Origin of the sequence: Limnothrix redekei LRLZ20PSL1 (genome assembly GCF_043235035.1) — a bacterium.
In the GTDB taxonomy this organism is placed as follows: Bacteria; Cyanobacteriota; Cyanobacteriia; order CACIAM-69d; family CACIAM-69d; genus CACIAM-69d.
Genome location: NZ_JAZAQF010000014.1, coordinates 1 through 18973, shown reverse-complemented (window position 1 = coordinate 18973; position 18973 = coordinate 1). Strand labels below are relative to the sequence as shown.

The window sequence follows — 18973 nt, the reverse complement described above, 5'->3', positions numbered from 1 at the left end:
AAGGGATCGCCTGACTGAATTATCTGAATTCATTGCTCGCACAGTTTGCACGAATCTATGACTGACTCGATCGCCCGTTCCCCTCGCCGCATCATCATCACGGGTGGTGCGGGCTTCATTGGTTCCAACTTTGTCCGCCACTGGTGCGATCGCTATCCGGGCGATCGGGTGGTGGTGCTCGATGCCCTGACCTACGCGGGAAACCGGGCCACCTTGGCCGATCTCGAAGGGGCCGATCGCCTGCGGTTTGTCCAGGGCGACATCACCGATCGCGTTCTGATCGATCGACTCCTGAGCGAAGAACAGATCGATACGATCGCCCACTTCGCCGCCGAATCCCACGTCGATCGCTCCATCCTCGGCCCCGGCGCATTTGTGCAAACTAATGTGGTCGGCACTTTCACTTTGTTGGAAGCCTTCCGCCAACATTGGCTGGCGGCGGGCAAACCGGCCGATTGGCGCTTTCTGCATGTGTCCACCGATGAGGTCTACGGCTCCCTGGGCGAGGACGATCCCGCCTTCAGCGAAACCACACCCTACGCGCCCAACAGCCCCTATTCCGCCTCCAAGGCTGGCAGCGACCACCTGGCCCGCGCCTACTTCCACACCTACGGAATGCCGACGATCATCACCAACTGCTCCAATAATTACGGCCCCTACCATTTCCCGGAAAAGCTGATCCCGCTGATGTGCATCAACATCCTGCTGGGCAAGCCGCTGCCGGTCTATGGCGATGGGCAAAACATCCGCGATTGGCTCTACGTGGAAGATCACTGCGGCGGGATCGATGTGGCGATCCACAAGGGCCAACCGGGCGAAGCCTACAACATTGGCGGCAACAACGAAGTGCGCAACCTGGACTTGGTGAAGTTGCTGTGCGAGCTGATGGATGAGCTGGCCCCGCAGCATGGTTGGAGCTTGCCCACCCAGCCGAGCAGCAGCCTAATTACCTTCGTGACCGATCGCCCCGGCCACGATCGCCGCTATGCGATCAATGCCGAAAAAATCCGCACCGAGCTGGGTTGGGAACCCTCCGTCACGGTCGAAGAGGGATTGCGCCGCACGGTGACTTGGTATTTGACGAACCGCAGTTGGTGGGAGCCGCTGCTCTCGGCCGATTACCAAACCTATTACCAAAAAATGTACGATCGCCGCCCGGAAGCAGTGGGTTAATCGTGGGCGCAAGGGGCGATCGCCCCGTTAACCCCAACACAATCTGGATCGGTTAGCCTAGGTAGCAAGTCCTGCGACCCTCACAATCCCCTTGCTGCTTATGCCGATCAGCCCCAATCCGTTGCTGGCTCACCCGTCTCAACCCACCCTGCGATCGCTCCCCCAAACCTATGGGGTGATTGGCCTGAGCGCAGGCGGTTGGGCGGGTTTGTTGTTGTGGCTGGGGTTGCGGCCGGTGGTGTGGCTCGGTGGTTCGATCGCCGCGCTGATCATGCTGGGCTGGTGGGCGCTGGAAGTGCGGCGGCTACCAGTCCCCAAGGCCAGCGAAGACTTGCTGGACTCGGCGGGGCTAAATCACCAGCTTTTAGCTCTGGAATCCCTGGGGGGGCAGTCGGCAACTGCCCAGCGCCTTTGGGCAACGGTGGTGCAAGAAATGCAATCGCTGCGGGTGGCAGCGGCGGACATCGCCCAGCGAGATTCGTCCCTGGTGCCGGATTTATACGAGGCGATCGTGACGGGACTGGGGTTAGCCGAGCAGGCCATGAAAGCCACGGCGGCGATCGAAACGGTGCAAACGGCTGCCTACCGCGAGCGGGCACGCAGTCAGCAACAGGAGGCGATCGGCCGTTTGAAAGCTGCTTGCATGGCCATGACCGAATTACGGGATAGCTTGGTGCTCGGGGCGATCGCCACCCAAGAAGGGCAATCATCCTTGCCGGCCCGCTTGAGCCTGATCGTTGAGGACAATCGAGCAGCGCTTCAACGACAATCCCCGTCGTGATATTGTGCTGCGCGAAATTCGATCGCTAACCACCCCATTGGCTCCCGTGCTCAATTCGGATTGGTTCACCCATGGAAGATGCACAGAGTAGGATGCTAGTTTTCCAAAAGCACTGAAAACTCAGTCAAAAAACCAGCAGAAAACCCAATACCCGATTCAGCCCAACATTTGTACTTTGAGCAAGACATCATCAATTTTTGAGACGTGAATTGGACGTGAATTGATAGTCGTCATTCTGCAAGCTTTCAGCCATTTTTTGATCAATTGCCATTCATTGGGATATCGATTTTAGGAATTTTGAGACCAGCCTATGCTGTTTAAACGCCGCCGACTGCCCAAACGACAATTATGGTCAATTGTTTTTGCGATTAGTGCTTGCATTACGGTTTTGACAGCCTGTTTAAGCGGTGGTATTTCTGAGGCCAAAAGCTTTGATGACGCTGTGAATATCCTAAGCAGTCAAGTGCTGCCCAAAATCACAGTCCAAGATGAGTTGGTGAGCGACGCAGCGGCAGCTCGTTACTCGATCGAAGGCATTACCGATCCATTGCCAGATCTGGCCGATTTTCCGGTTTTTGCAGCCAAACCCACAGGCAACTCCGAAATTTATGTGGAGATTTTTGGCTCCACTGAAAAGTCCAATGCTGAACGCACTGATAGTCGTTGGTTGGTGGATGTGGCGGAAGCATTCAATCAAAAAAATGTGGCGATCGGGGGCAAGCCCGTGCGCGTGGGGGTGCGTCGCATTGACTCCGGAGCAGGGATGCGACTGCTGGCAGCGGGCCAAGCCCAACCAGCAGCCTATTCACCCTCTAATAATCTCTGGCTAGCACTGTTGCAAGAGAGCGGCGTGGCTTTTGAGCCAGTTGCCGATCGCCTCTTACCCAACTCGATCGGCTTTGTGTTGCGGGGCGAGATTTATCAACAATTAGCCGCTGCTGGCCCCGTCACCTTTGACAGTATTTTGAATGCGATCGCCGCTGGTAAAATCACAATTGGCTATCCCAATCCCTATCGCAGCTCGGTAGCTTTGAATTTGATGTATTCGCTGTTTTGGCGAGCCGCAGGTCGCGATCAAGCAGGCGGATTGCTCACCGAGCAAGATATTCAATCCCAACAGGTGGCCTCGGTCTTTGAGCAGTTTCAAAAACAAGTGCTGATTGCCACCAACACCTCACCAGAGCTACAAGACATTTTCCTGCGGGATAAATCGACCCTGCAAGCTTTTCCGCTGGAATATCAAAATTATCAAACCATCCAAAAAATGCCGGGGTTTGAGCAAGCTAAATTTGTGCCCCTTGGCTTGCCCCACACCAATCCTTTGGTGGGTTTTGCCTGGACAACCCCTGACCAAAAAGCCGCACTCAAAGCCTTTGCGGAGTTTGCGCGATCGCCCGAAATGCAGAAGCTGGCCACAGAGACAGGCTTTGTGGACACGGACTATACCCAGTCGGGTCAATTTCCCCCCGTCAACCCTTCAGGCAAAATTTTGAAAGCCATTCAAGCCCAATGGAAACGGGGCAAAGACGTAGGCAAAACGGTCTATTTGATGACCGTGGTTGACACCAGTGGCTCCATGGATGGCGAACCATTGAAAGCCGTGCAAGAGGGACTAAAAGCCGCCACAACCCAAATTAATACGGGTAACCAAGTGGGGCTGGTCACCTTTAGCGATCAGGTGGTGCGACGGCTGGCCTTGGCACCATTTGATCGCCTACAACACCAGAAATTCTTAGCAGCCATTGAAAGCCTGAGAGCCGATGGTGGTACCGCCATGTATAACGGTTTAATGGTGGCGCTCAACGAATTGGTGGCCAAAAAGAAAACCGATCCCAATGGTCGTTTTTACGTGATTGTGTTGAGCGATGGGGACTCAAACGCGGGCTTTAAGTTGTCAGATGTCAAAAGCATCATTGCTCAAAGTGGCATTCGGGTCTATCCGATCGCCTATGGAGAGGTGGATAAAAACCAATTAGAAGCGATCGCGGCCCTGCGGGAATCCAGTGTGCAAACGGGTGATCCCAAGACGGTTCGTGACCTTCTCAAAGGCCTCTTTGAAACCAATCTCTAGTGGTGTCAGTAATCAGGATTGATCAGATCATATCCTGACCAATAGGTCGGTTCCCTCGGCTGAATGGAAGAACAAGTCACATGAAATCGATCGACTGGGCATTTTTGAGAACGATCGCAGTAGGAATCGGCACCTTTGGTTTAGTGGGTGGGGCAATCACCTGGATCTTTCCCCCCGAGCGAGTGGCAATCGTGGTCGATCGCGCCTTTTGCGCTCCCAATCAGTGGCAACTCACAACCGCAGCCTACCGCGATCGCTACCAAGCTCATCAACAGAAAACCATGATCATTGAGCGGGTCATTTTAGTTGGCGACTTGGGCGAAGAGCGCTTGGCCCAGTTACCCACGCCGGAAGATTTTGCTCGGATCGCCACCTTTGGTCGATCGAATGCTGCGGTCTTAAATCAATGGCAGCAAACCAATTCTCTGCCGCCCGAGTTCCAGGGTCTCCGCATCGAACTACTCCGGTGCGGTCTGAATCAACCACCCCAGTCCCCATAAGCACTTGTTGAATTTGGATTCCAAAGACTGCGAGTCAACGCCTCGGCTTGTGCAAGAGGTCTACATCATTGGCTCAGTCCAACCATTGATCAGCCAAGATTGATCAACCAAGCTTGATCAGCCAAGATTGATCTTGAGCAGGTGTTGAAATCAAATTCAAGTCAATTTAATTTGATCAAACTCAAATCAATTCAATCAAATTTCAATTCGATCAAACTCAAATCAAAACACGGGCTACCCTCGCTGAGGCAAGTGGTGACCCGTGTTATTTACCAAGTTGTTGACCAATTGGTTGAAGCAAATTCTGAGGAGTTGGGTTAACCGCAAATGCCGTCTTGCCTCAGCTTCCGACCTGGAAAAACCAGGTGGGTACTCTTGTCTCCGTTTAAAGTTTCTGAGTTAACAAAGCGCCTAAACGCCCGCTCAGTCTACTGCCACTAAGACGTTCGGTGAGTCCCCGAATTGGAACAAACATAGATCGCAAAACAATTATTGGCAGTCACCAACATTGCAGCAAAACCCAATCGGAATTATAGCAAACAGTTTTAGGATTACGATCGCCCTGAGCGCGTTAGTTTTGGCCCTGAGTCGATCGCCGTCAGGGCCCATGCACCGAGCCAGCGTCCCATAACCAGAACAACCCAGAGCCTAGTGAAGGGCGATCGCCCAGATCAGCGGTCAATTCTCAAGAAGGCTCCGTCAAAAGCTTCACCAACTCTAGCTCTTGGGCGCGGTGGCCATCTTGGAAAATGGGTATTGGCCGTTCAATGCCCTTAAACCGAAATTCCCCCATTTGCACCCAATTCATCTTGCGCGACACCAGGTCATAGGTATTGGCGCTGATGATGCATTGGCCCACCGGACAAATCGCCTCCATCCGGGCCGCCAGGTTCACCGCGCCGCCCAAGACTGTGTAATCCATCCGTTGGGAACTGCCCACATCTCCCACCACGGCCCGACCGCTGTTGATGGCAATCCGTAGTTGCAAATGCTCGCCCAACACGTTCCGTTTGTTCAGATCATCCAAGCGTTCCAGCATTCGTCGGGCAGCAATGACAGCGCGATCGGCATGATCCGGTTGTGGTTCCGGCGCACCAAAAAAGGCCATGATGCAATCGCCAATGAACTTGTCGAGGGTTCCGCCTAGGGCAAACACCTCTTGCAGCATTTCTTCAAAAAAGCGGTTCAATAAGTCCGCCACCTCCGCCGGACTCAGGCGCTCCGAAAGGGCCGTGAACCCGACAATATCTGCAAACAAGATGCTGAGTTCCCCATCGGTGGTGGGAATTCGGCCATCCTCGTGGGTGCCAGCGGCAATCATCTGTTGCACCACCGCAGGCGAGTGATAGCGCTCTAGCTTTTGGCACAGGCGCTCTTCTTCCTGGAGTTTGCGGGTGAGCAACCACCGCTGAACACTGGCAGCCACGAGGTTGGCCAATGCGGAAAAGAAACTGAGATCGTCTTCGCCCTCTTGCACCCAACTTTCGGAGGACAGGTTGGCATCGGCATAGAGCACACCGACCACTTTGTCTTCGTTCCAAAGCGGCACGGCCATGGCGCTGCGAATGCCTTTATAGAGAATGCTTTGTTCTGCGCCAAACCGCTCGTCTGCTTGGGCATCGGCCGTTTGCAGGGCAATTTTTTCTTTGAAAACTTTTTGGCAAATGCTTTGGCTGATCCAACCGCTGTTGAGGGTGAGGTCGCGGGCCCGTTCGGTTTCGCGGGCGGCCGCGTTCAGCAGTTGCAGTTGGCCATTGCCTTCCACATCCACCAACAGGGCCAGGCGCTCAATGTTGGTGAGATAGCGAAACACCACTTCTTGCACTTGGGAGAAGATGGCGTTGCTGCTGGCGGCGGAGGTGAGGCCTTTGGCGATTTCTACGAGGTCGCGCAGGCGGGCAATGGTGCGATCGCGCTCATAAAGACTGTCGCCGCTGCCTTCGCTGGTGCGGAGCCACTGTTCTTTGAGGTCGCTGGCATCGCGTGAAATTCGCATTTTGCCATCGGCCGTGGCATCAATCAGGGGCAGCTTGACCAGATTGGGCCGCACCACGGACACGGTGGGCGGTAAAGCCTCGGGGTTTAAGGGAACCTGCACCCGCTGGGAATAGACGGCTTTGGGCCCTTGGGGCGATTGGCGCGATCGGGTGATGGTGGGATTTGCGACCGCATTGGCCGTGCCCACTCCTGCCAACAGGACAGTGATGCAAACATTTTCGATATAGATCCGATCTCCGTGGGCGATGGGGGTTGGTTGTTGGAGGGGAGTTTGGTTCAGACGGGTGCCATTTTTGCTTTGCAGGTCTTCAACCATCCAGGGACTAGCCTGATCGACGCGGCTAATTCGGGCATGGTGTCGCGACACGCCATAGGGAGAAAGGGGCAGCTCGCAATCACTGGCCCGCCCGATCGTCACGGAGTCGGTTTCCACGGGAATCAGTCGATCGGGGCTACCGGGAACCTGAAGGCGTAATTGGATCTCAGCCATGCCATCTACTCTGCTTCACAGCAATCGAATCAATATCGCCAAACCCGCATCGACTGGAACGCTGAGAATAGCACCGGGAACAGCGCCGAGAACGTTAACCGATCGATGCATTACACCCTATTCGACAGCGCTTAGGCTCACAAGCGGTTAAGGGCCCGACCAGTTTTTCAGAACGCCCATGCCCCAGTCCGGTTAACCAATCCCGCCGCTGCCCCGTCACTGCCTCGCTGTTCTCGTGGTTAGGCTGTGGTTAAGCCGTGCAACCTTGATTAAAGCCTGGCTTAAGCACCTTGCCCGATCGCTCTGAACGCAATCGGTTTGTTTGAGATGTCCCCTGCGATCGCCCTCCCCTCGCGACCAGTTGGCCAAGCGTCCCCCGATCGCCCGCTCCCATGCCCAAATGCAGAACCGGCACTGCAAAAGCACCGCTCCTTCCCATTTTCCCCGCTCCCATGGATGCGAGTTGAGTTGATCTGTGGTGATGCGTTGCTGGTGAGAAGTTGCAGTGACAAATTACGGTCACGAACTGCGGTCAAGAACTGCAATCAAGAACTGCAATCAAGAACTGCAATCAAGAACTGCGGTCACGAACTGCAATACAAACAGAATTCCCGCAGAGTTCCCGCAAATCAACAAGCCGGTATCGCACCCAAGCCAGCCTGTCAAAATCTCACCTGACCCAACGCTAACACTTGAACCTAGACAATGGCGCAATTGCCTTCCACGTTGCGTTCCGTGGCATTCTCCATCCTGTTCAAGTTCAGTCCAGATTAGCCCCGATCGCCCCAATTGGGCGACTTCCGGCAACCCCAATCCCATTAGCGATTACAGCGATTAATGAGCTTGAATCTGCCTTGAACCCGCCTTTAGCTAGTCTTTAACCAGTTTTCAGTCTTTCAGCAGTCTTTAAATAGTCTTCAATAAATAGTCTTCGATGTTGTCCCGATGGTTCTTGAGCAGACTTTTAACGGAATCTTCCAGTCCGTCCCCAGGGGATCGGGCTAATCTGAGGCAAGTTGTCATCAAGGATGACGGTGCTGAGTGGTTGGCCCCTGTTGTGGCCTCGGGTGTTGCGATTCCGTCCCCCTAATCCGAATAGCCTGCGCTTCCTCGGCCAGCCCATTGCAACATCCACGACAGCGCCCGCAACAGTGCTTGAGCTAAAAACTTTGAACTGCGACTCCCGTGATGTTGGTTGGGGCCCGCATGATTGGCCCGCCAGCCGCAACTCAGCCGATTGTTAGCCGACCCAGATTTTTCCTATGGCTCAAAGTTTCGGACTCATCGGTCTTGCTGTGATGGGCGAAAATCTTGCCCTGAACATTGAACGGAATGGATTCCCGATCGCGGTGTATAACCGCAGCCGCGATAAAACCGACACATTCATGGCCACCCGGGCCCAGGGCAAGCAGGTGCAACCCACCTACAGCTTGGAAGAATTTGTGGCTGCCCTTGAACCGCCGCGCAAAATTTTGATTATGGTCAAGGCCGGCGGGCCCGTGGATGCGGTGATTGAACAGCTCAAGCCCCTGCTGGCTCCGGGCGATATTTTGATTGACGGTGGCAACTCGCTTTATGAGGACACAGAACGCCGCACCCAAGATCTGGAAGCCTTGGGCCTAACCTACATTGGCATGGGCGTGAGCGGTGGCGAAGAAGGGGCGCTGAATGGCCCTAGCTTGATGCCCGGTGGCACGCGATCGGCCTATGAAAAAATTGAGCCGATCGTCACCAAAATTGCCGCCCAGGTGGATAACGGCCCCTGCGTCACCTATATCGGCCCCGGCGGATCTGGACACTACGTCAAGATGGTTCACAACGGCATTGAGTATGGCGATATGCAGCTCATTGCCGAAGCCTACGACTTGCTGAAAACCGTGGGCGGCCTGAACCAAGCCCAGTTGCAAGCCACCTTTGCGGCTTGGAACCAAACGGACGAACTCAACTCCTTTTTGATTGAAATTACCGCTGAAATCTTTAAAGTCAGTGATCCCGACACTCAAGAGCCGTTGGTGGAGCTGATTCAAGACGCAGCGGGGCAAAAAGGAACCGGCCGGTGGACGGTGATGAGCGCCCTGGAATTGGGGGTTTCGATCCCAACCATCATCGCGGCGGTGAATGCCCGGATTATGTCATCCATCAAGGCCGAGCGGACGGCGGCGGCCCAAGAGCTGAGCGGCCCCGGCCTGATCGCCCCGGTGGATCAAGCCACATTCATTGACCAAGTGCGGGATGCGCTCTACTGTTCCAAAATCTGTTCCTATGCCCAAGGGATGGCCCTGTTGGCAAAGGCTTCCGCTGAGTTTGGCTATGGCTTAAATTTGGCGGAAATGGCCAGAATTTGGAAAGGCGGCTGCATCATCCGTGCGGGCTTCCTGAGCAAAATTGAGCGAGCTTTTACGGATAATCCACAGTTGCCGAATTTGCTGCTGGCTCCGGAGTTTAAGCAAACCATTCTCGATCGCCAGGCCGCTTGGCGATCGGTGGTGGCAACGGCGGCCCAAACGGGGATCGCGGTTCCGGCCTTCAGCGCCTCCCTGGACTATTTCGATAGCTACCGGCGCGATCGATTGCCCCAAAACCTCACCCAAGCCCAGCGCGATTTCTTCGGCGCACATACCTACGAGCGGATCGACAAACCGGGCACGTTCCACACGGAATGGGCCGCATTGGCAAACGGTTAGTTAGGCCGCGATCGCCCAAGGCTGTTGAGCGGTGGCAAGGGAAGATTAGGGCGCATTTGGTGAGATTCCTGTGGATTCGGGAGGCCAAATGGCTCGTAAATCTAACCGAAATTCCGGCATCACCGGATCGCCGCTCAACTCCAGGGGGCGATCGAGCTGGATCGGTGCTTGGTCGGGTTGATAGATCCAAACTTGTTGCTGAATTGGATCGATCAGCCAACCCAGTTGCAGACCAGCCGCCAAATACTCTTGCAGTTTGGCTTGCAGCAGTTCCAGCCGATCGGTGCGCGATCGCAGCTCGATCAGCCAGTCGGGGCAGGCGGGTACATAGCCCGATCGCGCTTCCGCATCCAACAAATCCCACCGGTCAGCACGCATCCAAGAGACATCGGGCGATCGAATCGCGCCGGTTGCCAGCCGAAACCCGGTGGAGGAGTCAAACGCGATCCCCAGCCGGGTGCGACGGTTCCAAGCCTGGACTTGATAGGCCAGCTCAATGTTGCGGGCCCCGGTTTCTCCACCCGTGGGCGGCATGATGATCAGTTCTCCTTGGGCGTTGCACTCGAGGCGGCGATCGCGGTTGCAGGCGGCGAGGGCGCGGAATTGCGCTTCGGTGATCGGCCAGCGATCGGGAATCCAGAGCGATCGCGCTTCGTCTGTGGCGGGTGGCTGGGGGCGATCGGCGTTGGGGGGCGGACTGGTGGTGGGTTGAGCGGTCATGGGTGAGTCCTGATGATCGCAGTTGCTCCCATTATGGCAAGGGGCGATCGCCTAAAATTGGTGGCAGGTGGCGCGGGAGCTTTGGTGAGTATGGGCCAATTTTTGGGGCGATCGGGTTGGGTGATGGCGGTGGCGATCGCGGCGCTGGTGGCTGTGCCGGAGGGCGTGAGGGCGCAACGGCCAGCCCAATCGCCCTCACCGATCATTGCCAGCGAGCCAACGATTGATGAACTATTTCGGCAGGGCAATGCGGCCCAAGCTGCGGGCCGTTTTGCGGAGGCCGAGCGGATTTTCCGAGCTGTGCTGCGTCGCGAACCCAGAAATGCTTATGCCCATAGCAATCTAGGGTTCGCGCTAGATTCCCAAGGAAAACTGGAGGAGGCGATCACCCAATACCGTCAAGCGATCGCCATCCAGCCCAGTGCTATTCGCTACAACAACCTGGGGGCAGCGCTGTATGACCAAGGGAAATTGGCGGAGGCGATCGCCCAATACCGCCAAGCGATCGCCCTCGACCCCAAATATGCCTATGCCTACAACAACCTGGGGAACGCGCTGTCTGACCAAGGGAAATTGGAGGAGGCGATCGCCCAATACCGCCAAGCAATCGCCCTCGACCCCAAATATGCCTATGCCTACAACAACCTGGGGAACGCGCTGTCTGACCAAGGGAAATTGGAGGAGGCGATCGCCCAATACCGCCAAGCAATCGCCCTCGACCCCAAATATGCCACTGCCTACAACGGACTGGGGAACGCGCTGGCTGACCAAGGGAAATTGGAGGAGGCGATCGCCCAATTCCGCCAAGCGATCACCCTTGACCCCAAATATGCATATGCCTACAACAACCTGGGGAACGCGCTGAGAAACCAAGGGAAATTGGAGGAGGCGATCGCCCAATTCCGCCAAGCGATCGCCCTCGACCCCAAATATGCCGCTGCCTACAACAACCTGGGGAACGCGCTGAGAGACCAAGGGAAATTGGAGGAGGCGATCGCACAATACCGACTGGGATTAGCCCTCCCTAGTAAGCGTGAAAGTACAGGATTTCAAACCCATACCTATTTTCGTGCCAACCTGGGCTATGCCCTAGAACAGCAGGGCAACCTAGAAGCCGCCATCGCTGAATATGAAAAAGCCGTTGCCCTCGATCCGCAAGCCACGTTTGCCCAAAACAGCTTGCGGGCAGCCCGGGAAAAATTAGCAGCGCGGCGCAGTCCCCCAGTGCTGGATGACTTGGCCTTTGTGCCGTCAGTGGAACAGAATCCCCAAGTTGCCCTGTTCCGAGCCACGGTGATTGTGGGAATCCGTTTTGCCGCCGTGGGTCAGGAACCGAGCAAACCGGATTGGGGAACGGGTTGGGTGGTCAAACGGGAAGGTAGCACCCTTTGGGTTGTCACCTGTCGCCACAACGTTGTGGACAAACAAGACCGCCCCGGCACAGAAATGAGCGTCGAGTTTTATAGCTTCCCCACCGGAGGCCAAGCTCGCCGCAGGCTGACCTCCGTGGAGCTGGTGCAACAGGATGCCAACTTAGACATTGCGGTGCTGAAAGTCACCGGCGCACCAACCGACATCAAACCTCTGGTGCTAGCCGAAGCCAACCAAATCAAGTTCATTGGCAAAGTAATGGCGATCGGCCATCCCTACAACCAAGACCTTTTTTGGGTCAAGGCCCCTGGTGATCTCACGGGTTACGATCCCCGGCAACCCATGTTCAGCTTCAGCGCCCCGATCGCCACCGGCCACTCTGGCGGCCCGGTCTTTGACGAAAATGATCGACTCGTTGGCATGGTAAGCAGGGTGGTCGATGCCACCAGTTTTGATCTCGATCCCCAAGCTGAGACTCCCAACCTCAGCAACTTTGCCAGCACCGGCCAGCAAGCCCGCGCCATCCGCATCCAACCGATCCGCGACAAACTCCAAACCTGGGGCATTTTGCCCTAGTTTCCAAGTGAGTTAGCCTAAAAACAGCAATCTCACCTCCTGCCCATCCCCACCGTTATGCTGCTGCGTCCTCTGCTTGCTGCCTGTGCGATCGCCCTCAGCCTGGCTCCCAGCGCGATCGCCTGCCCCAATGGCAACCCCAACAACCCCGCCTACATGCTGCGCGACAACAATCGTTGCGAAGGCCTGATCCCACGCCCCCAATCCAGCAGCCTAGAACTGATTTCCTACGCCACCAACGGCATCGGTGACAGTTGGGGCAACAGCCTCAGCATCCGCGTCAACGGCATCAGCAACCCCCAAGTTTTGATCTCCTCCAAACAGCGCAGCTACCAACTCGATCGCTTTCGATCCGGCTTCAGCAGCAACGGTTTTCGGTTCCAACTGCCCACCAACGTGTTGCAAGGCTCCGGCATCTCACCCAGCCGCCTGCTGGCCGTTGCGGAGTCCAGCGATCGCTACTATCCCGTCATCCTGAACCAAGCCACCGGCCGCTATTCGATCGTCCTGTTTGTGCCCCGCCGCGCCACCATCACCACCCTGGAACTCCGCAACCCCAGCGGTCAGGTCGTCTGGAGCCGCCCCCGCACCGCGCCCGTTGAAGGAGAATTGCGGGAAACTTGGGACTATGGCAACGCCCCCGCCGGAGAATATCGCCTAGTTGTTCGTACCAGCACAGGCGATCAACGCACCTTTTATCTCCGGCACGATCGCCGCTGGCTCAACTAGCATTCCATCCAATCCCTCGACTTCCTAAACGATGACTTCCCAAACACCCTCCGCCCCAACGACCACTACACCATCCCTTGATCCTGACCAGCACCAAGCCATTCGTCAGGCCATTGCAACGGAAATTGCCGCTATCCCTGCGCCCTATTTGGCCAAACTCCTCAGCCTCATTCGCTGGTTCCGAGACGCAATCGAAATCACACGACCTGCCACAATTGCCCCAGCCCCGTCCAATCCCGAGCGACCACCACTCAATTTCCCGGTGGATTCTTACGCTCCTCCTATGCTCAACCGCGAGGCACTTTACGGTGACTCAGAACGCTAGAGCAATTTTCATCGACACTAATATTTTGGTCTACGCGAATGCCGAGCAATCACCGTGGCATGATCTCGCTCGCTTGGCGTTGGAGCACTACTATAAGCAAGGCTTTTCACTCTGGATTAGTAATCAAATTCTCCGTGAATATTTGGCGATCGTGACTAGACCTCAAAGCAATAGTCAACCCTTAAGCACGCCAATTGCCCTTGAACGAGTGAAATACTTCTGCCAGATTTTCAATGTTGCAGAAGATCTGACATCAGTGCATCAAAAATTAGTTGAATTATTGAGTCTCTACTCAGTAGCAGGCAAACAAATCCATGATGCCAACATTGCTGCAACGATGCTGGTCTATCAGATACCTCAATTATTAACGGCTAATGTTGCTGATTTTCGGCGATTTTCTAGCGTAATTGAAATTACAAATCTGTCTAATTTCCTAGCGATCGAGTGATGATGAATTATCTAGACCAACCATGAAAAAACCATCATCACCCGTGCTTCGCCAACGCCGCCTTCCTCCGCTCCTGAAAAAAGTCCCAGGACTTTGGCGACGATTTCGGAACTCCAGTTGGGACGATCGCCTAATCGCTCTCGTTCTGATTGCCGCTTGGGCGGGATTACTCATCGGCTATTTTTTCTGGCGCGGCCCCGCCACCTTTGAAGCCGCCTTGACCGTGCGGCAACTGAGCTTTACCTATGCCGGAGAGGTCGATCGCCCCATCCTCCAAGACCTCAAAAAACTCACAGAACTGGATTTCATTGGTCAAACCGCCGCCCCCGTCGAACTGGTTGGCCGCTTCAGCAGCCCCGACCCAGCCCTCAACCAACAACTCCAAGGGCGCGATCGGCTGGTGCTGACCTTTGCCCAGGCCGATAGTCGGCTCCGGGCCGAAGTCCCCGCCACCAAAGATGCGGCCAGTGAGCTGACCTTGCTGGAGGTGAACCTGCCGCCCCAAAGCCGGGTCGATCGCCTCGCCTACTTCCCCAAAAGTCGGCGAATTTCCGTCTGTTTGCGAACCGCCGACAGCTTGCCTGACCACTGCGTCGCCACCCCCGAACAACAAACCCAACTCAAATCCCTCGGCAAGGCCCAAGTGCAATGGGGCGATCAACCCCTAAAGCTGACCCTGACCCAAGTGGCGATCTCAGGACTGCCCGCCAGCTTCAACGACGGCAGCGATCGCACCATCACCTATCAGCCCGAAAGCAACGAAACCCAAATCAACCTCGCCTCACCCACCCGCCTCTCGATCGGCGTTCCTGACCTCAAACAAGTCCTCGATCTCGATACCGGCGATAGTCCCTCTTGGGTTGCCCAAGAACTACCGGTGACTGATCTGAAGTTAAACCGATTGCTGATCACTGGTCGCCCCAATGAAGAACTGGAACTCTCCAGCCTGTTGGGCGGCAAAGTGCGCTTAGACGACAACACCCTCGAATTCCAACGCGAGCAATTCCTAGTACTCGCCGATCACTCACCGGGCTTTCAACGGTTGCGATCGCTCTCGATCGACCCCAAAAACCCGATCGGCTGGTCACTCCTAGCCGGCGGCGAAAGCACCGAAATTGCGGCCGGCCTTTCACCCCGCTTCCCCGTGCAATCCATCAAATCGCCCACAGTGTTGGCAACATGGCTCAACTCCGAAGCCTTCGCAGCCGTTTTGGGTTTTTTGGGCGCTTTCACCGCGATTTTTATCCCGCGCTTGTTTCCCGAAAAGTAGCCAGAACCAGCACGTTCGCCCTTTGAAATCGATGAACTCTCGTAGGGGCGCATCGCCATGCGCTCTCCAATCCGCAAGAGCTTCCCGAAGCAACTCGTTTCGATCGATCACCCCTGTCGGAGGGCGTACAACGGTACGCCCCTACCCGATCGCAGGCAAGAAAACGACTCACAAGCGCAGGAGTCAAACCCAACCGGCGCGATCGCTCCCGGCCCTAGCTCTTCGTTTCCGGCAGCAGGCACTTGTCGGAATCGCAGCCCGCTGGGCCCGCTTCCGCCATTTCGCCTTTGTCATAGCGCCGCAGGGCCTCGTGGAAACTGCTGACCCGCCGCCGCTGAAGCGCCGCATCGTGCATTGTCTGATAGGTTTCCCGCGAAATTGGCTCAAAGGGCAACCGGGGGAAGGTTTGCAGATCGTCAAACCGGGCCAGCAACGCCGCTGAGATATAGCCCTCATCGTTTTGAATCGCCTGGTGAATCCGGCGGCCCAACGGTTCGATTTCCGGCTCCCGCAGCTCGATCGTGGCGCTGGTGTTGTGGGTGGTGTAGTGGGTTTGCACCTGCATGTAGAAGTCAAACTGAGCCAGGGCACTGAACTGCTCGATCGCGATTGTGTCCGCCCCCGGCAAGTCTGCCCAAGACACCGCCACCGGAATTTCCACCAGCCACTCAGTGCAGCGCGGATCAAACGGATCATTCAGCAAGTTGCCGTTTTCATCCTTATCGGACTGGGACGGCACAATGCTGTAGCCATAGTCCAAACAAGCCAGGGCGACCGGATCGTTTTTGCGGAACGTGATCCGCCGAATGAACCGCGCGGCCTTGGGTGGGTGCCAACCGGGTGAAGCCCCCGTCAACAGCGATTTTGTGCCCGAGGGTTGCACCGTCGTGCAGCGGTTGGGGCGGCGCAAACCGTGGCGATCGCAGTAGTCCCAAACCGTTTGGTGAACAATTTCCCGCCAACGGTTGAGGTATTGCCGTTCTTGGTCTTTAAATTCCAAACCTTGCACGGTGTCCGGGCGACCCGCTTCCCACCAGCGCAACCAATCGACCCCAAAGGCTTGCACAAAGAAATCGAACAAACCAGTGAAGGAAACGCCCACGATCGGGTCAATCGATCGACTGTATTGGTAGCGCTCTTCCTGGAACCGATGGTTGAGCAAACCCGCCACCGACAAGGCCCCAGCCTTGAAGGCATCCTCTTGGGTTTGGTGATCTTTTGGGTCAATTTGATTGAGATGAATCTCTGACAAATTGCAGTGAAAATCAGAACCCAAAATTTCGCCGCAGGGATTGAGTCCAATGCGTTCAAGCCTGTGAGTTAATTCTTTTTCGTCAATTTCACTGCTTTTTTTGGCAAGCCATTTTTTTCCATTTCCTTCTTGAAAAGCAAGAATGAATGCTTTCTTTTCATCATCTCCAGCGATTAAATCGGCATTGCTGCGGGCGATCGCTTCGCCTGCCCATTGAATTGCACCTTCGCCGGAGTAAAACTGCTTGCGAACCGCGTCGATGCACTCCGTTTCTGTGGGTTTCTGATGAAAAACACGGGTATGATTCGCCATCCGAAGTGAGTCGCGATCGGGATCAATTCGCCAATTGCCCGCCTCATCTTGCTGCCATAAGTTATCCTTGGCTTTGGCTCCCAGTTCATCAGTGCTGTTGAACTGACGCATTCCGGCACTTCTTCTTATATTACCTGCTACAATTGTGACAGCCGCTTCGTCGATCAATAGGCAGCATTCCACCGAGGTGAGTTGCCGACCGATCGCCCGGTTCAAGATGCGAGTCACCCGATCGTAGAGTTCCGGCAGCTTGATCGGGTTAGCCACGCCGCCGAAGCCCCGGAGCGTTTCCCCCGCCGGCCGCACGTTGCTGAGGTCGATCGCCACTTGCACTTCGCCGTCAAAGCGCTCATCGCTGCACAGATCCAGCAAGGTTTGGTACGACTTCACCCAGCCCTGGCGACTGTCGCCCACCACCACGCGCACCGCGTTGCCAACGATATCCACCGTTGTTTCCTGCAAGCGTTGACCCACCGGAACCGTACCCAGCTCGCCCGTCACCGTCACGGTGATTGAGTTGCGCACTGGCGGGAGCTGTTCAATGTAGCGCGGTTCCAGCACGCCGCCCGTGCCACAGCCCATCATCGCCAAGTCCATCATCAGCCCAAAGGCTTTCCAGTCGATGACATTGGTGCTGGTGCAGTTGTAGGCTCCTGAAAAGTTTTGCGGGTTTTCGAGCCAGTCCGTGCCCCCAACCCACAGCCAACGCCCCGATGGCAGCGCCACAATCCGCTTCTGCATTCGATCGAGCAGGCTCGCTTCCTGATCGGAAAGATTGCCCAACTTGACCAAGCCGCGCAGGGTGCGATCGGTCGTTTGCTGCCACGATTCCCGCTCCCCGTCCATCCGACGGCTGTAGGTGCGGTAAAACACCGGGTAGGCGGTGGGGGCGTGGTCAGGGAAATCGACGGGTTGCTGCTGAGCGCGGTTCAGTTCTTGCACCATGGGATTGGCTGTGAACAACAGTTGATACGACACGAAAGGCTGCTGGTCACAACGCAAGATGTAGCGTTGATCGATGACCAGCCGATCCAATAAACACCAAATCTGGGTGACTTGTAAATGATTGTTGCCAGGGTGATGGCGAATCCGCTACCAGTCAACGACGATTTTCGTATTTTTGCCACCCTGGGGCCCACTTGGGGTGGATCCTGAGCCAGTTGTCCAGCTTGCCGCGAAATGTCTGGCGCATGGTTGCCGAAAAACTCACCTGTCTCCAGTGAAAATTCAGAAATACGAGATAGAAATTTCTGTGTCTGGGTCGGGACTTCTCTGGGGCTGATGGATGGTTGGTTGGGATGGTTAGTTGGGGTGGTTTGTTGGTTGAGCGCCGAAAGTAGCGCGATCGGGCTGGTGCGGATTTTTGGGCGATCGGCTCAATGATTTTGGGCCGTTGAGACTCTGTTGAAGGTAACCCGAACGCGGAAAATCCAGGTCAATTGTTTCTAAAAATTCTTATCAAGATTTTCTGTAAGATGGGTGGTTTTCATGGAGCTGAAATTAGGAAGTCAGAATACAGAAAAAGATTAAATTTTTAGGAAAATCGTTTGCTGAACTTAGAGTTTAGCAACTCAACTCAAACCGGCTAGGCGGGATGCAAGGTGTGATCGATCCACCACCCGATCGCCAACCCGACTCCAGCCGCCAGGGTTAGCAAAGTAACGGCTAATCTTTTGTTGATTCCCAGGTTGTCAACTGTGAATTCTGGGGACAGAACCAAGCTGAGGGGCCAGCTCACCCACCAGAGCGCCGCAAACCCCCATCCATAGCCACTCACCAATTCCCACGATCCGCGCCACAGAACGACCCCAGCCCCAGCGATAGTCCAGGAGATCGCCACGGCCCTCAAAGCCAGCAGCGCAGCAGCGCCCACGATGTCCCAGAGGGCTTTTGAGGTGCGATCTTGCGGTGTAGATATCAGATTTGGGAAAAGTCTAGATGTCAGTCTAAAGGCATAGCCAAGCACATCAAGCAGATAGCTAAGAGCTGCATATTCAGCCCAAAAACAAGCTCCAGACCCGGCTAAAACTGCGATGAAAACCAACCCGCTAAGCGATGGCAGTTGGGTGACTGAGGCGCTAACACCAATCCCGATGATGGTGTACGAGATGATGCAATTCAGCAGCAATTTCGCAGCGATCGCCATCTAAGAGCTAATTTATAAAGAGAAGCTAAAGCCGACTTGGCAGCTCTAAATCCGGTTTTAGGCTAGACCTACCCGAAGCATCACCCAGCTCATGAGTCGTCTCCCGGTCATTGCCAATCCTACCCGC

At 55.5% G+C, this 18973-nt stretch carries 14 protein-coding genes and 1 other RNA gene; 10 read left to right on the top strand and 5 right to left on the bottom strand.

The genetic code is table 11. From position 1 onward, the window contains the following. The first annotated feature begins 57 nt into the window (after positions 1-57). The 4 genes from rfbB to VPK24_RS02960 all read left to right on the top strand — a co-directional run bounded on the left by rfbB (position 58) and on the right by VPK24_RS02960 (position 4525). Positions 58-1173, top strand: coding sequence for a dTDP-glucose 4,6-dehydratase (rfbB, locus tag VPK24_RS02975; RefSeq protein WP_393010585.1), 1116 nt, complete (start codon positions 58-60; stop codon positions 1171-1173). Between the two features lie 100 nt (positions 1174-1273). After that, positions 1274-1954, top strand: coding sequence for a hypothetical protein (locus VPK24_RS02970; RefSeq protein WP_393010583.1), 681 nt, complete (start codon positions 1274-1276; stop codon positions 1952-1954). A gap of 310 nt (positions 1955-2264) precedes the next feature. Further along, positions 2265-4025, top strand: coding sequence for a VWA domain-containing protein (locus VPK24_RS02965; RefSeq protein ID WP_393010581.1), 1761 nt, complete (start codon positions 2265-2267; stop codon positions 4023-4025). A gap of 80 nt (positions 4026-4105) precedes the next feature. Next, on the top strand, positions 4106-4525 hold the full coding sequence (locus tag VPK24_RS02960; protein WP_393010579.1) for a hypothetical protein: 420 nt from the start codon (positions 4106-4108) through the stop codon (positions 4523-4525). A gap of 314 nt (positions 4526-4839) precedes the next feature. Here the strand turns inward: VPK24_RS02960 and ssrS are convergent. Beyond that, positions 4840-5045, bottom strand: a non-coding RNA gene (ssrS, locus tag VPK24_RS02955) — 6S RNA. A 165-nt stretch (positions 5046-5210) separates the two neighbouring features. Next, positions 5211-7013 carry an adenylate/guanylate cyclase domain-containing protein gene (locus VPK24_RS02950; RefSeq protein ID WP_393010577.1) on the bottom strand — a complete coding sequence of 601 codons (1803 nt, stop codon included), beginning with the start codon at positions 7011-7013 and terminating at the stop codon, positions 5211-5213. 1262 nt (positions 7014-8275) lie between these two features. Here VPK24_RS02950 and gndA point away from each other — a divergent pair. Continuing rightward, entirely contained in the window at positions 8276-9697 is a 1422-nt protein-coding gene (gene gndA / locus VPK24_RS02945; protein ID WP_393010575.1) for an NADP-dependent phosphogluconate dehydrogenase, read from the top strand. Positions 9698-9742: 45 nt separating this feature from the next. Here gndA and VPK24_RS02940 read toward each other — a convergent pair whose 3' ends face one another. Then, a complete protein-coding gene (locus VPK24_RS02940) occupies positions 9743-10417 on the bottom strand; it encodes a Uma2 family endonuclease (protein ID WP_393010573.1) in 675 nt (224 codons plus the stop codon). A gap of 12 nt (positions 10418-10429) precedes the next feature. Between VPK24_RS02940 and VPK24_RS02935 the strand changes: the two genes are divergently transcribed. Genes VPK24_RS02935 through VPK24_RS02915 form a run of 5 tightly spaced genes read left to right on the top strand, consistent with a single transcriptional unit; the run spans position 10430 to position 15136 of the window. After that, entirely contained in the window at positions 10430-12364 is a 1935-nt protein-coding gene (locus tag VPK24_RS02935) for a tetratricopeptide repeat protein (protein WP_393010571.1), read from the top strand. Positions 12365-12421: 57 nt separating this feature from the next. Further along, complete coding sequence (locus tag VPK24_RS02930) at positions 12422-13093, top strand: hypothetical protein (protein ID WP_393010569.1); 672 nt, start codon at positions 12422-12424, stop codon at positions 13091-13093. Between the two features lie 31 nt (positions 13094-13124). Then, on the top strand, positions 13125-13418 hold the full coding sequence (locus VPK24_RS02925; protein ID WP_393010567.1) for a hypothetical protein: 294 nt from the start codon (positions 13125-13127) through the stop codon (positions 13416-13418). Further along, the gene (locus VPK24_RS02920; RefSeq protein WP_393010565.1) at positions 13402-13866 is read left to right on the top strand and encodes a type II toxin-antitoxin system VapC family toxin; all 465 of its coding nucleotides are present in this window, start codon (positions 13402-13404) and stop codon (positions 13864-13866) included. The genes VPK24_RS02925 and VPK24_RS02920 overlap by 17 nt, the downstream gene beginning before the upstream one ends. Before the next feature lie 22 nt (positions 13867-13888). Further along, positions 13889-15136 carry a hypothetical protein gene (locus VPK24_RS02915; protein ID WP_393010563.1) on the top strand — a complete coding sequence of 416 codons (1248 nt, stop codon included), beginning with the start codon at positions 13889-13891 and terminating at the stop codon, positions 15134-15136. A gap of 214 nt (positions 15137-15350) precedes the next feature. Here VPK24_RS02915 and nrdJ read toward each other — a convergent pair whose 3' ends face one another. Beyond that, positions 15351-17645 (bottom strand): ribonucleoside-triphosphate reductase, adenosylcobalamin-dependent, encoded by a 2295-nt coding sequence (gene nrdJ / locus VPK24_RS02910; RefSeq protein ID WP_393010601.1) that lies wholly within the window; start codon positions 17643-17645, stop codon positions 15351-15353. Positions 17646-18285: 640 nt separating this feature from the next. Beyond that, positions 18286-18573 carry a hypothetical protein gene (locus tag VPK24_RS02905; RefSeq protein WP_393010561.1) on the bottom strand — a complete coding sequence of 96 codons (288 nt, stop codon included), beginning with the start codon at positions 18571-18573 and terminating at the stop codon, positions 18286-18288. Positions 18574-18973: the final 400 nt, after the last annotated feature.

Excerpts from the sequence above, each read along its gene's own strand:
- VPK24_RS02935 (WP_393010571.1), top strand. The coding sequence starts at position 10,430 with ATGATCGCAGTTGCTCCCATTATGGCAAGGGGCGATCGCCTAAAATTG.
- VPK24_RS02940 (WP_393010573.1), bottom strand. The coding sequence starts at position 10,417 with ATGACCGCTCAACCCACCACCAGTCCGCCCCCCAACGCCGATCGCCCC.
- VPK24_RS02925 (WP_393010567.1), top strand. The coding sequence starts at position 13,125 with ATGACTTCCCAAACACCCTCCGCCCCAACGACCACTACACCATCCCTT.
- gndA (WP_393010575.1), top strand. The coding sequence starts at position 8,276 with ATGGCTCAAAGTTTCGGACTCATCGGTCTTGCTGTGATGGGCGAAAAT.
- rfbB (WP_393010585.1), top strand. The coding sequence starts at position 58 with ATGACTGACTCGATCGCCCGTTCCCCTCGCCGCATCATCATCACGGGT.
- VPK24_RS02915 (WP_393010563.1), top strand. The coding sequence starts at position 13,889 with ATGAAAAAACCATCATCACCCGTGCTTCGCCAACGCCGCCTTCCTCCG.
- VPK24_RS02970 (WP_393010583.1), top strand. The coding sequence starts at position 1,274 with ATGCCGATCAGCCCCAATCCGTTGCTGGCTCACCCGTCTCAACCCACC.
- VPK24_RS02965 (WP_393010581.1), top strand. The coding sequence starts at position 2,265 with ATGCTGTTTAAACGCCGCCGACTGCCCAAACGACAATTATGGTCAATT.
- VPK24_RS02960 (WP_393010579.1), top strand. The coding sequence starts at position 4,106 with ATGAAATCGATCGACTGGGCATTTTTGAGAACGATCGCAGTAGGAATC.
- nrdJ (WP_393010601.1), bottom strand. The coding sequence starts at position 17,645 with ATGGTGCAAGAACTGAACCGCGCTCAGCAGCAACCCGTCGATTTCCCT.
- VPK24_RS02950 (WP_393010577.1), bottom strand. The coding sequence starts at position 7,013 with ATGGCTGAGATCCAATTACGCCTTCAGGTTCCCGGTAGCCCCGATCGA.
- VPK24_RS02930 (WP_393010569.1), top strand. The coding sequence starts at position 12,422 with ATGCTGCTGCGTCCTCTGCTTGCTGCCTGTGCGATCGCCCTCAGCCTG.